This is a genomic window from Vibrio sp. Vb2960 (assembly GCF_033337665.1).
Classification (GTDB): Bacteria; Pseudomonadota; Gammaproteobacteria; order Enterobacterales; family Vibrionaceae; genus Vibrio; species Vibrio alginolyticus.
In genome coordinates this window covers 84,854-97,792 of record NZ_JAWORD010000004.1, presented here as the reverse complement: position 1 = coordinate 97,792, position 12,939 = coordinate 84,854, and the positions used below count along the sequence as shown (strand labels likewise).

The following is a 12,939-nucleotide window of genomic DNA, read 5'->3' as shown; positions in this document are numbered from 1 at the left end:
AACGATCATTCACGCCAATAAGGCTGCACTTCCACACTAATCGCTCGGGTTTGATCCATTGCATGTAAAATTGAGCGCTCTTGACGGTGCAACCAGCGTTCTAACTGCTCTTTTTCTGCGTCTTCCAGCATATCAACCAACGGGAGCAAGTGGTTCAGCATTAGAAGATCATCGATACCATGCACCAGATCCGCCCATGGTAAACGGAAGCTGTTACGCTCATCCGAGTTATACAAACTCGCGAAACCAATACCGGTATAGAGATTACGCAATAAGCGATAACGCTGATCAACGTACTCTTGCGCCGTCAAATCGCGCTCTGCTGGGAAAGCTTCCATTAGCTCAGCCCAAGTGCGATCGAGCTGAGTAACTGAAAACGGCATGATGTTACTTGCCATTTTTTCACGTGCTTTTTCATCAAGAAATGGCTGCCAACCGCGCGCCAAGATCCAGCGGCTTAGATCCAGCAGTAACCCTGTGTAACGCGCGGAATTGAGCAACCCTAGCACTTCTTCACGGCTTGGCAACTCTTGTAACTGCTGAGTCAACTCAGATACTAAGAACTTACGCGCATCCAACTTACGCAGCACATTACCTTTGTCATCTAAGAGCTCTTCAAGGTGTGCATGTTCATCCAACCAACTCAGTTCTTCTTCCAACCATTTAAGCTCTTGGCGCAGAATCGCGCTCGCGCGACGAGGGACAATCCCGCCAAAAATAGTCAATGTTTGACGAATGAAACGAATGGCATTACTGATTTCACGCAGTGCTTCCACGCTGTCACGCTCAGCATAAATTTGCTCGTGATAATGCCAATGAGACAAAGCGTGCTCTAAAGAGTTGATCAAGCAAAATTCAACGGTATCCGTCGGACTACTGTCCACAAGTGCCAATGATTTTACTTCATCACCCGCATAACCGCTTGCAAGTCGATAACCTTTCGCCGCTTTGCTCAAGTTACCCAAGCGCATACCGCCTTGCTCGCAAAAGCTGCGTGCCAGCGTGAATAAAGCTTCGGTTTGGCCAGACTTAAGTTCCAGTTCAACTTCGCAAATCGGCTCTTGCTTCTCTTCTTCGTCTTCACCTTTGGCTACAACTAAGCCTTGGTCAAAGGCAACTTCAATCTGACTGCCATCGGGCATGCCAATCAGCCATTGTTCACGTGTGAAGTTGGTCGAGAATAATGGCATAAGCTCGGATTGCAGCGTTTCTGCATCTTTACCTGGAGGCCAAATATCTAGAGGATGAAGCGACAGATTAGGCTCGTCGCTAGTGTGCTCAGCATTGTATTCTGGTCTTTGATGTAAGCCTGCGACGACGCGTCCTGCTGTCTTTACGGTTTGGACGAATACATCATCAAAACGGCGAATTCTTAAACCAATGTCGTGCTTTCGAAGCCATTTATCGGCAGTATCAAAATAGGTGTTACCCAAGTCACGACAACTATGCTGAAGTACTTTTGTCTCAGAAATTTTTTCTTTTAAAGTTTCTGAAAATTCAGGAGAAACAAAAAACTTCAGTTCTATTTCGGTTTCCATAGCTATACCTTTCAAAGCAGATAGAAACAGGATATTGCGTAATTTCTCACACAGCAAGAGAGAAATATCGCCGGAATGATGATCTAAAACAGTTTTAATGAGCGATTTAATGCGTTACCATGCGCGCCTTTATAGCCATCGTTCAACATTTCGCCAAGCACTCAGAAATGGTGTATGTTTTTTTAAGGTTATAGTTATTAGGTTGAATGACCATGCCAGTAAATACAATTATGGGGTTATTTGCAAAGTCCCCAATTAAGCCTTTGCAACGCCACGTTGTGTGTGTCAACGAATGTTGTTCACACTTGGTGAAATTCTTTGAAGTATCTTCAAAGGGTGATTGGGAAAAAGCAGCAGAAATCCGTGCACAAATTTCTCACCTAGAGAAAGAAGCGGATGTGCTGAAACGTGAAATCCGTCTAAAACTGCCTCGCGGTTTGTTCATGCCAGTCGACCGTACTGACATGCTTGAGCTTTTGACTCAACAGGACAAACTTGCAAACCTGGCAAAAGACATTGCTGGCCGTGTATATGGTCGTCAACTTGTCATCCCTGAGGCTCTCCAACCAAACTTCCTCGCTTACGTTCAACGTTGTCTTGATGCTGCCGATCAGGCGCAAAAGGTAATCAATGAACTTGATGAATTGCTAGAAACCGGCTTCAAAGGCCGTGAAGTGACGCTCGTCGCTGAAATGATTCATCAATTAGACGTTATCGAAGATGATACCGATGCCATGCAGATTGAACTTCGCCAACAGTTGATGGTGATTGAAGCTGACATGAACCCTATCGATGTCATGTTCCTATACAAGATTCTTGAATGGGTAGGTGGTATTGCCGACCAAGCGCAGCGCGTAGGTGCTCGTTTGGAAGTCATGCTATCTCGATCTTAAAACATAAAGTTAACGACATAACGAAGAGCATAATTAACACGTGTCATAGGGACGATGACTATTTTCATCGTCTTATGGTTTGGCGCGCGTAAAATTTTGTTCCGCTTGTTATAAAACAACTAGGTATTACGATGGATATCCTTGCGAACTACGGCACTGTCCTGATTATTGTTGCAGCGATTTTTGGTTTCATGATGGCGATTGGTATTGGCGCGAACGACGTTGCTAATGCGATGGGTACATCTGTAGGTTCAAAAGCGCTAACTGTAAAACAAGCTATCATCATTGCGATGATCTTCGAATTTGCAGGTGCTTACCTTGCAGGCGGTGAAGTAACCGACACTATCCGTAAAGGTGTAATCGAAACTTCTTTATTTGCTAGTCAACCAGATGTTCTTGTCTACGGCATGATGTCTGCGCTTTTAGCAGCAGGTACATGGCTGCTTCTTGCTTCTTACATGGGCTGGCCAGTATCAACGACTCACTCAATCATCGGTGCAATCATTGGTTTTGCATGCGTATCAGTAGGTACTGAAGCGGTTGACTGGGGCAGCGTTCAAGGCATTGTTGGTAGCTGGATTATTACGCCAGTGATTTCAGGTTTCTTTGCTTACGTTATCTTTGTCAGCGCACAGCGCCTGATTTTTGATACTGAGAACCCTCTGTTTAACGCAAAACGTTTTGTACCTGTTTACATGTTCATCACAACAATGGTGATTGCACTTGTAACCATCAAAAAAGGTCTAAAACACGTTGGTCTTCACCTGACCAATGGTGAAGCCTGGATGTGGGCAGCAGCAGTTTCAGCACTTGTGATGATTGGCGGCTACGTATACATCCAGAAAAAATTCGCTAATCGCGAAGAAGACCGCAGCTTTTCTGGCGTGGAAGGTATCTTCAGCGTTCTGATGGTTATCACCGCTTGTGCGATGGCATTTGCACACGGTTCAAACGACGTTGCAAACGCCATTGGTCCACTGTCTGCTGTCGTATCGACTGTTGAACACATGGGCGAAATCAGCACGAAAAGCACCATCGCTTGGTGGATTCTACCTCTTGGTGGTATTGGTATCGTGGTCGGTCTTGCAACACTAGGTCACAAAGTAATGGCAACCGTTGGTACAGGCATCACTGAGCTAACGCCTAGCCGCGGTTTTGCAGCACAGCTAGCAACAGCATGTACGGTAGTTCTAGCGTCTGGTACAGGCCTGCCAATTTCAACCACTCAAACATTGGTTGGTGCGGTTCTCGGTGTTGGCTTTGCTCGTGGTATCGCAGCACTGAACCTAGGCGTAGTTCGTAACATCGTGGCATCATGGATCGTTACACTACCAGCGGGTGCGTTATTGGCCGTAGTATTCTTCTACGGACTTCAAGCGATGTTCGCTTAAGACACTCGTCAATAGAATGTAAGCGCTTTGTCATTATTGACTCAAACGCACAGAAAGGGAGGCTTTGCCTCCCTTCTTTGTTGCACCGAAGTTTGAAACTGCATACTATTCGTCTATTTCCGGCTCCAATCATTCGGTGCCAACGCTGTCTCCAAGAAAAATCGTTAAGGGATTTACTGTGAAAAAACTAATCATCACGGTTTTGTTTACTTTGCTAGCAGCGCCAGCGGCCCTAGCAGCAGACCGTTATATTTCTGATGACCTCTTCACTTTTATGCACTCAGGTCCAAATAACACCTACCGTATTATTGGTAGTGTTAACGCCGGTTCTAAAGTACAACTGATTAAAACCAACCGAGATACTGGCTACACGCAAGTTCGTGATGACCGTGGTCGCACTGGTTGGGTACAAAGCAAGTTTGTGACAAACCAAGAGAGCATGGCAATTCGCCTTCCTCGCATTGAGAAAGAGCTAGCCGAAGTAAAAGAGCAGCTTGCTAATGCTCGTCAAACTTCTGATGCAGAGAAAGCCGGTCTTGTTACCTCTCTCAAAACACGTAACCAACAAATTTCAGATCTAGAAAATAAATACTCTGAGATCAGCGATCAGCTTACTTCTGTTGAAACAGAAAACCGCGAGCTACGCGCAAAACTGGATACACAAAAAGATGACATGCTGCTTAAGTACTTCACTTATGGCGGCGGTGTTGCAGGTTTAGGTTTACTATTTGGTTTGATTCTTCCGCATGTCATGCCTCGTAGAAAGCGCTCTCCTGCGGGTTGGGCATAAACCCTTACGCTTTTATCTTTAAAAAGAACGCAAAAGCCAGTCGATATTGACTGGCTTTTTAGTTTGCTTCGTTTGACAGAAGTGAGTACTACTCCCCCATTGAACTAGAGGCTCGACGAGGATCCGTTGCGCCATAAAGCTTGCCATCTTTTAGCTCAATTGCATTCAAACCGCTTACCACTGGAATAACGTGCACTGGGTAGCCAAGCTCCATAAACTCAGGCACCAACATTTCTGCGAACGTTTTCTTTTCCACCAGCAAACCAGTCGGGTCATAAGACTTGGTGCGGTCTATCTTAGTGCCATACTGGATGTTTGGTAAGTCAATAGCCTCTTGCGCTGATAAATTCCAATCCAGCACCCCAACCACGGTTTTGAGTACATACCCCGGGATTTGTGAACTACCTGGTGACCCAACCACCAAACGCAAATTATCATCACTGTCCATCACCATTAATGGCGTAATAGCCGAACGTGGACGCTTGCCCGCTTCAATTGAGTTTTGCGTAGGTTTACCGTTAAGCGTTGGCTGAGGTGAGAAGTTAGCCATCTGCGCGTTCAAGATAACGCCATCGACCATCACACCCGAGCCCATACCCGTTCCTACCGTACTAGTCATCGCTATTGCATTTCCATCTCTATCGACGATAGAAATGTGCCCTGTATCTTTGCTCTCGAAGCCTTGATATTGCGCATACTGAGTTTGCGTTATCTGTCCTGCTTTTGGATCCTCTTTTGAGGTGCCATTATCAGGGATTAAATCACGTCTCTGGTCCAAATAGGTTTTAGATAACAATTGTTCAACTGGCGCTTCCACATAATCCGGATCTCCGGCATACGCAATACGATCGGCTTTTGCAATTCGCATCGCTTCAGTCATGAGACGCCAAGGTTCCACATCCGTTTTCGCCATATGGGCAATGCCATAGGGTGCAAGCAGTTCAAGACTCTGAGCGACCATCACACCGCCCGAAGCTGGGTAACCAAAAGAGACTATTTTATTCCCACGGTAGTCGCTCTCAATAATGTCACGCTGCTTCACTTGGTAATGTTTAAAATCTTCTAAAGACAACTTCTCGTGTTGGTCGTCAATACGACTATTAACCGTCTCTACGATGTGCTGACCAAGCTCACCACCATAAAGGTAACTATCGCCTTGTTGCGCGATTTTCCTCAGCGTCTCAGCCATCTTAGGGTTCTTCATCAAGGTTCCCGTCGGCTTAATATCGTCCCCTTGCCAATACAAGGCTTTCACTTCCGGATCTTGCTCAAGTCGGCTTTGCTCTCTTACTACGATGTCGTAGGTGTAGCTGTTCATCGCGTACCCATTGCTCGCCAATGTAATCGCCGGCTTAATCAGCTCTGCCCATGGCAACTTGCCGTATTGTTCATGAGTGGTGTAAAGCAACCGCAATGTGCCCGGAACCGCAACAGAACGAGGGCCTAATATTTCGTTGCGACTGAGTACTTCCCCATTCTCAACAAACATTTCAGGGTTCGCGCTAGAGGGCGCTTCATCTCGACCATCAAGGGCCAGAAATTTTTTCTCGTCATGTTGATAAAACAGCGCGAAAGTCCCGCCGCCAATTCCGGTCATATCTGGCTCAACGACAGACATCACCATCTGCATCGCGACCATAGCATCAACAGCGTTACCGCCTTCTTTCAATATTGAGTAACCGGTACTGCTCACGTAAGGATTCGTCGCACTGACCATGAAATCTTGCCCGCGACTATCTGGTGTAACTGGGAATGGGTCTGGCTTTGCTGCATAGCTTGTCGATGCAACAATACTTAAAGAAAAAATCAGAATACGCATGTGTCTCTGTTTAGACTCCTATTATGTGATGGGGTCTAACGTGGACCAAGTCATTACTCCGAAGTTCGTGAAGATGGTGTCTTTTTACACAACGCTGACTGGAATCGCGCTATCAATAGATGAATGATATTGGTGCTATTTAAACGACTGAGAAAAGGTATATTTTGCTTGTTTGAGTATCTAAAAATCATCACCAGAATAGATGCAAAAGATGCTCTGAAAAATAAAAAGCCAGCGATATGATTTCGCTGGCTTGATGTGTTTCTACAAGAGTTACCCTTTCCACTCATACAACGCTGGTATACGAATTTGCTCACCTTGGAACTCAACAATCACAGCTTGCGGTTGTATTTCTCTTAGAGTGACCTGATCATCAACGACATCCCCTTGATGATACTCAACATTGTTAATTTTCACCCAACGGCGATTTTCATCACTAGCATACATATGGGTTTGCAAATTAAGCGCAGGTAGACGCCCTTGCCACTGGTGAGCGTTGCGCTCTAAATCGTTCACGCGTGCCGTTTGTGATGATGAATTGTCATCATCTCGGGATAAGGCATTTTCGACCTTCCTAGCTAAATCAGGAGATAATGAGGATAAATCCAGATCATCCAAAGACAACCCGAGGTCCTCTTCAGCAGCAGAAGTCGTTTGGGTTGATGCTGAGTTGCGTGTTTCATCTCTGCTTGGTGTATGGCTCGTGTATTCATCGGGGGTGGTAAATGTACCAAAATCACGCGATAGCTCTGCACTTGGCCACTCTCTTGGCAATTGGGCCAACTGGGTGTTCTCTGGATAGTCCAATACTTTGAAAGGTGATACCACTTCGACCTTTTCTATCGGGGACGTTGTATCTACTTCAACACTCGGTGCAAAGAGATCTAAGTACCAAGCGACTCCGATAGCAGAAGCAGTGATTGGCAGCAAGAACAGACCTATATGTTTCACAGCTGACATTATGCGTCCTCCTTCTCGATTCTCGCCAGTTGAGGCGCATCTGGCTGAACATTTTGCTGAAGTCGGTCTAGCGTTCGCTTACCTGCAATACCATCGACACCAATTCCTTGCCAACGTTGAAATAATTCGACTCGCTCTTTCATCGCACCATCAAAAATAGACGTTTCAAGCAGTGGCTCACTCACCGCTTCTGCTAATAATCGGTCTAATACTTCAATCGCAGGGCCTTCCATGTCTAAACGTAATGTTTCATTCAGCGGAGCATGCCACAGTTCGATAATATTGCCCTGCCACAACGGCTTTAGCCATGAAATTGGCAGACGGAGACGCTGCTTACCATTGAGCACTTCAGCTTGGTCATTACCGACGGCATATAGAATGACATACCCAACATCACCTTGATAATTCAACTCCAAGATCACAGGGCGATTTTGTTGCATCAACAGCGGCCAAGTCGCCATTTTACGCTCACAACGCATAGTCGACTGCGGTTCTGACAAACAAAGGTTATCGCGAACCGATGCTTGATATCCCCACAAACGATACAAATCATTTACAGCGAGGTTCGACTGTTTTTGTGTTAACAATAAAGCACGCTGCTCATCCGTTAACTGTTGGCTGACGACGGTTGGTGTTGGCTCTACTCTTGGCTCCGTCACTTGTGTCAACACTGACGTCGCTTGAGCTGGCATATAATTCACGACCGCCCACCCCGTACTTAATGCAGCAATAAGGCCTACCGTGACAGAGCCCCAAGCAGGCCAACGGAAAGTCCGGCGCTCTTTTTTATCTTGCTGATAAATATCTGCCTGAAACTGCATCACCTCTTCACAGGCCTGCTGAACGGTTTGCTTATCCACAACCACATTACCCTGGTGATAACTAATGTTGAGGGATTTGTCACAGATAAGGTTGATGAGCCGCGGTATACCGTGACTGTATTTGGCTATAAGTTTACAAGAAGCACGATTAAACAGTTGCTGGTTGCCACCTGCTGTATGTAGTCGAAATGCGATGTAATCTTCTGTCTCTTTTTCATCCAACGGCAACAGGTGATAACGCCCAGTAATACGCTGGGCAAGTTGGCGTAGTTGTGTTGTTTGTAATAACCGCTGCAATTCAGGCTGCCCGACCAACAACACTTTGAGCAGTTTTCTGGTATCGGTTTCCAAGTTGGTCAACAAGCGCAACTGCTCTAGAACGTCGGCAGCAAGGTGTTGAGCCTCATCAATGACCAGCAATGTCTGCCAACCTGAACGATAATTACGCAGCAAATATTGATGGATAACCTGGTTTAGCTGTTTGAGGTTTGCGTCTGGCGGATAGGTGATTTTGAACTCATCACAAATGGCCTCGAGCAAGTCTCTACTCGAAAACGTGGGATTGAGAATAAGACCCGCTTTGGTGTTATCACCCAAATTCGCCAGCATCGCTTTTGCGACGGTCGTTTTGCCTGTACCTACTTCGCCAGTAAGCATAGCAAAGCCACCGCCATCGCCTAGCCCAGCTTGGAGATGTGTGATTGCCTCTTTGTGACGTTGGCTTAAATACAAATAACGTGAGTTTGGAACAATCGAAAATGGTTGTTCGACAAACCCAAAAAAGTCCTTATACATTAGGCTCTCCAGCTAAAAAACCACCTGAGAATAGTCAGATATAATATAAACATAGCCGCATCTACTCTCGGGAGTAAAGAAAAGTACCATTGCTTGCTACAATGTCCAACGGCATATCCATAAATTAAGAGGTAATTCGTGCAAGTTTATTTAGTAGGTGGCGCAGTTCGAGATAAATTGCTCGGAATTGATAGTTATGACAATGATTGGGTGGTCGTAGGCGCGACGCCTGAGATGATGTTGTCCCAAGGGTACACCGCCGTTGGTAAAGACTTTCCTGTATTTCTGCATCCCAAAAGTAAAGAAGAACATGCCCTTGCACGAACAGAGAGAAAGTCAGGTTCTGGTTACACTGGTTTTGAATGTTTCTTCGATCAAAACGTCACCTTAGAAGAAGATTTGATACGTCGTGATTTAACCATTAACGCGATGGCAATGGAGAGTGATGGCACGATCCATGACCCATATGGTGGCCAGCAAGATCTCAACGATAAACTGCTACGCCATGTATCAGACGCCTTTATTGAAGATCCTCTACGCGTTTTACGTGTCGCTCGCTTCGCAGCGAAGCTTGCTGATCTAAACTTTACGGTTGCCGACGAAACTATGCGGTTAATGCGTCACATGGCAGAGTCCGGAGAGCTGAGCACACTGACTCCCGAGCGTGTTTGGCAAGAATGGCATAAATCTCTCTCTACTCCTCGCCCTGATATTTTCTTATCGGTTCTACGAGACTGTGGTGCATTAACCGTGGTGTTACCTGAAATTGATGCACTATTTGGCGTACCTCAACCTGAGAAGTGGCATCCAGAAATCGATACTGGCATCCATACTTTGATGGTGGCAGAGCAAGCCGCAAAATTGAGTAACTCACTCCCCGTCAGGTTTGCCGCCCAAGTGCATGACTTGGGTAAAGGCGTGACGCCAGAGAGCGAATGGCCAAGCCACAAAATGCATTGCCATACAGGATTAAAACTGATCAAAAAGCTGTGCGAACGTGTCCGGGTACCAAATGAGTTTCGTGATTTAGCCTTGATGGTGTGCGAACAGCACTCCAATATTCATCGCGCGGCTGAACTTAAACCACAAACCATAATTAAAATACTCAATAAACTTGATGTGTGGCGTAAGTCCGAACGTCTGCAAGATATCTTGCTTTCCTGCCAAGCGGATCACGCTGGTCGTAAAGGACTGGAAACGCAACCATATCCACAGGCGGATATTTTTAGGCAAGCCTACCAAGCAGCAGCGGCAGTTGACGTTCAAACCATAATCAAAGAGGGCTTTAAAGGCCCTGCGATTCGTGACGAGCAAGAAAAACGACGTATTGAAGCAGTGAAAGCAGCACTTAAGAAGTAACGAACAAACAAAAACGCCCGCGGATTTCACGGGCGTTTTTCGTTAACATCAATTATGCACTTAATAGAAAAGCGAACAAACCGACGCCCAAAATCAGACGGTAAATCACAAACGGTGTCATGCCCATGCGTGAAATCATCTTCAAGAAGAAGTGGATACAGATGTACGCACTAATAAACGATGTGATAATGCCAGTAAGTAAGAAACCAACATGGACAGGTTCACCACTGGTCACTAACTTCATACCTAAGTAGCTACCAGCTAATGTAATGATTGGGATCGACATTAAAAATGAAAAGCGGGCAGCCGCTTCTCGAGTAAAGCCAAGGTAAAGCGCTGCTGTAATGGTCGCCCCTGAACGTGAAGTTCCAGGAATCATCGCTAAGGCTTGGGCAATACCGATAAATACAGCTTTCTTCCAACCCGTTTGGTATTCATCGGCAACGAGTTCAGCGTTTTTGTCTACCCACCATAGCAACAAGCCAAATACGATCGTGGTAGTCGCGATGACGTAAGCGCTACGTAGATACACTTCAATGATGTCTTTCATCAATAGGCCGAACACACAAGCTGGAATCGTCGCAATCACGATCATCCAAGCCAATTTAGCTTCTTTACTGCGATCTCCTTTAAAGATCGAAGCAAATAACGCTTGAAACAAAGTGATTACTTCATGACGAAAATAGATCACGACAGCCATTAATGTACCGACGTGAACAGCAACATCAAAGGCTAGACCTTGGTCTTCCCATCCTAAAATAGCGGAAGGCAGGATCAAATGGGCAGAGCTTGAGATAGGCAAAAACTCTGTCAGCCCCTGAATCAGAGCCAAAATAAAGGCTTCAAAATAACTCATGTAAACAACTCAAATTAAAAATGAAAGGAAACGGGTTTGAGCGAATCGACTGGCTGCATAGCATGCCAAATGTCTGCGACTGTGCGTCCATCGCCTGGGATCACTAATTGCGGTTCGAGATCATACAGCGGCTTTGTGACAAAAGGATATTTGTAGATATCACTGCGAGGTAGCTCAGGTTTTTTCTTGGAGACGCGCTCACCGAACAACACTATATCGAGATCCAGTGTTCGATCCTGATACTTTTGCGCGTTTTCTTCGCGTCCCCACTTAAATTCAATCTCGCGTAGTTGATGGCTCAACTCTTCTAATGACAACTCGGTACGCATTGCAACGACAAAGTTGTAGAAATTCTTGCTGCTAAAGCCAATAGGTTCGCATTCATATATCGGTGATACGAGGAGATTTTCTCCAAGCCGTTGCAGCTCCTGATACGCAGCAAGCACATGTTGCTCTCTTTCTACGTTCGTCCCAACACCGATATAAGTGGTGATCATGCTCGTCCTCGCTCAATCACCACACCAACAGCACGTGCTTGCGGCACGGCGCCAGGCTTCGCTAGGCGGATTTTCACCCAAGGCACAGAGAAACGCTGCATGATAAGCTCTGCTACTTCTTCAGCCACGCGCTCGACCAGTAAGAAACGACCATTTTCAATGTGGTTAAGTACCGCCTCACTCACCTGCGAATAATCCAGTGCATCTTGCACATCATCACTTTTGCCCGCAGGTTTATTATCGTGTGCCATTTCAATATCTAGAACCAACTTTTGTTTGATTTGTTGTTCCCAGTCGTACACGCCAATGGTGGTGATTACTTCTAACTGTTCAATAAAAACTTTATCCAGAGCCATCTTATGTCCTTCTATTACAGAGGTCGGATACCCGTGAGGGGTAATTTGATCGTAGTATTCTATACCTAAGTAACATTTACTTTGGTCATCACAATGTTACTTAGGTATAAACTGCGAAAGCATCTTTATATACAAGAAATCACATAATGCAAGCTCTATCACAGTGAGGATTTCTGCATTATGTAAATTCGGGGTATGATAGCAACTACGCGGGAACCGAGCATTAAATTCCAATCCATCAAGGACTTCTATGGACGCACTGGCACTGATAATGACAATGGCCGCCTATTTATTAGGTTCGGTTTCCAGTGCGGTTTTGATCTGTCGACTCTTAAAACTGCCAGACCCACGCAGTGTGGGATCTAACAATCCTGGAGCAACGAACGTATTGCGTATTGGCGGACGAGGAGCCGCTGTTTCAGTCTTGTTGTGCGATATGCTCAAAGGCACTATCCCCGTGTGGGGCGGATACTTTCTTGGTATCGACCCTATCATTCTTGGCGTCATCGCCATTGCTGCCTGTCTTGGCCACATGTACCCCATCTTTTTCCACTTTAAAGGCGGAAAAGGTGTCGCAACCGCGCTTGGCGCTATCGCTCCGATTGGTTTGGACTTAACAGGATTGGTGATGTTAACTTGGCTGTCAGTAGCCGCGCTATTCCGCTATTCATCCTTAGCGGCTCTCGTCACGGTTTTGGTCACTCCGTTTTATACTTGGATGTTTAAACCGCAATACACGTTACCTGTTGCTATGCTGTGTTGCTTAATCGTATTTAAGCATCATCAAAATATTCGTCGGCTTTTGTCTGGCGACGAGCCAAAAATCGGCGAGAAGAAACTGACACAAAAAAACTCGGCTTAATG

At 45.8% G+C, this 12,939-nt stretch carries 12 protein-coding genes; 5 read left to right on the top strand and 7 right to left on the bottom strand.

The genetic code is table 11. From position 1 onward, the window contains the following. Nucleotides 1-5 precede the first annotated feature (5 nt). The gene (locus R7O03_RS04890) at nt 6-1,538 is read right to left on the bottom strand and encodes an inorganic triphosphatase (protein WP_005379894.1); all 1,533 of its coding nucleotides are present in this window, start codon (nt 1,536-1,538) and stop codon (nt 6-8) included. A 212-nt stretch (nt 1,539-1,750) separates the two neighbouring features. On the opposite strand from R7O03_RS04890, the gene R7O03_RS04885 reads away from it, so the two are divergent. The 3 genes from R7O03_RS04885 (at nt 1,751) to R7O03_RS04875 (ending at nt 4,612) form a co-directional block, all read left to right on the top strand. Beyond that, the gene (locus tag R7O03_RS04885; protein WP_005379896.1) at nt 1,751-2,431 is read left to right on the top strand and encodes a TIGR00153 family protein; all 681 of its coding nucleotides are present in this window, start codon (nt 1,751-1,753) and stop codon (nt 2,429-2,431) included. A 131-nt stretch (nt 2,432-2,562) separates the two neighbouring features. Continuing rightward, nucleotides 2,563-3,822: an inorganic phosphate transporter gene (locus R7O03_RS04880; RefSeq protein WP_005379898.1), complete on the top strand. Its 1,260-nt coding sequence runs from the start codon at nt 2,563-2,565 to the stop codon at nt 3,820-3,822. Between the two features lie 178 nt (nt 3,823-4,000). Then, complete coding sequence (locus R7O03_RS04875) at nt 4,001-4,612, top strand: TIGR04211 family SH3 domain-containing protein (RefSeq protein WP_154204849.1); 612 nt, start codon at nt 4,001-4,003, stop codon at nt 4,610-4,612. An 88-nt stretch (nt 4,613-4,700) separates the two neighbouring features. On the opposite strand, the gene ggt is transcribed toward R7O03_RS04875, so the two are convergent. From ggt to R7O03_RS04860, 3 genes are all read right to left on the bottom strand, one after another. Then, a complete protein-coding gene (gene ggt, locus R7O03_RS04870; protein ID WP_318131551.1) occupies nt 4,701-6,431 on the bottom strand; it encodes a gamma-glutamyltransferase in 1,731 nt (576 codons plus the stop codon). Between the two features lie 273 nt (nt 6,432-6,704). After that, nucleotides 6,705-7,391, bottom strand: a complete 687-nt coding sequence (locus R7O03_RS04865) for a general secretion pathway protein GspB (RefSeq protein WP_005387437.1) — start codon at nt 7,389-7,391, stop codon at nt 6,705-6,707. Next, nucleotides 7,391-9,007, bottom strand: coding sequence for an ExeA family protein (locus R7O03_RS04860; protein WP_005387440.1), 1,617 nt, complete (start codon nt 9,005-9,007; stop codon nt 7,391-7,393). The genes R7O03_RS04865 and R7O03_RS04860 overlap by 1 nt, the downstream gene beginning before the upstream one ends. A 138-nt stretch (nt 9,008-9,145) precedes the next feature. Between R7O03_RS04860 and R7O03_RS04855 the strand changes: the two genes are divergently transcribed. Beyond that, entirely contained in the window at nt 9,146-10,366 is a 1,221-nt protein-coding gene (locus tag R7O03_RS04855) for a multifunctional CCA addition/repair protein (RefSeq protein ID WP_213962863.1), read from the top strand. Between the two features lie 52 nt (nt 10,367-10,418). Here R7O03_RS04855 and R7O03_RS04850 read toward each other — a convergent pair whose 3' ends face one another. Genes R7O03_RS04850 through folB form a run of 3 tightly spaced genes read right to left on the bottom strand, consistent with a single transcriptional unit; the run spans nt 10,419 to nt 12,075 of the window. Beyond that, the gene (locus tag R7O03_RS04850; protein WP_137281697.1) at nt 10,419-11,222 is read right to left on the bottom strand and encodes an undecaprenyl-diphosphate phosphatase; all 804 of its coding nucleotides are present in this window, start codon (nt 11,220-11,222) and stop codon (nt 10,419-10,421) included. Between the two features lie 14 nt (nt 11,223-11,236). Then, entirely contained in the window at nt 11,237-11,719 is a 483-nt protein-coding gene (gene folK / locus R7O03_RS04845) for a 2-amino-4-hydroxy-6-hydroxymethyldihydropteridine diphosphokinase (protein WP_005387457.1), read from the bottom strand. After that, entirely contained in the window at nt 11,716-12,075 is a 360-nt protein-coding gene (gene folB / locus R7O03_RS04840; protein WP_005387458.1) for a bifunctional dihydroneopterin aldolase/7,8-dihydroneopterin epimerase, read from the bottom strand. Before folB ends, folK begins: the two co-directional genes overlap by 4 nt. 250 nt (nt 12,076-12,325) lie before the next feature. Here folB and plsY point away from each other — a divergent pair, with 250 nt between their 5' ends. Next, complete coding sequence (gene plsY, locus R7O03_RS04835) at nt 12,326-12,937, top strand: glycerol-3-phosphate 1-O-acyltransferase PlsY (protein WP_005379857.1); 612 nt, start codon at nt 12,326-12,328, stop codon at nt 12,935-12,937. Nucleotides 12,938-12,939: the final 2 nt, after the last annotated feature.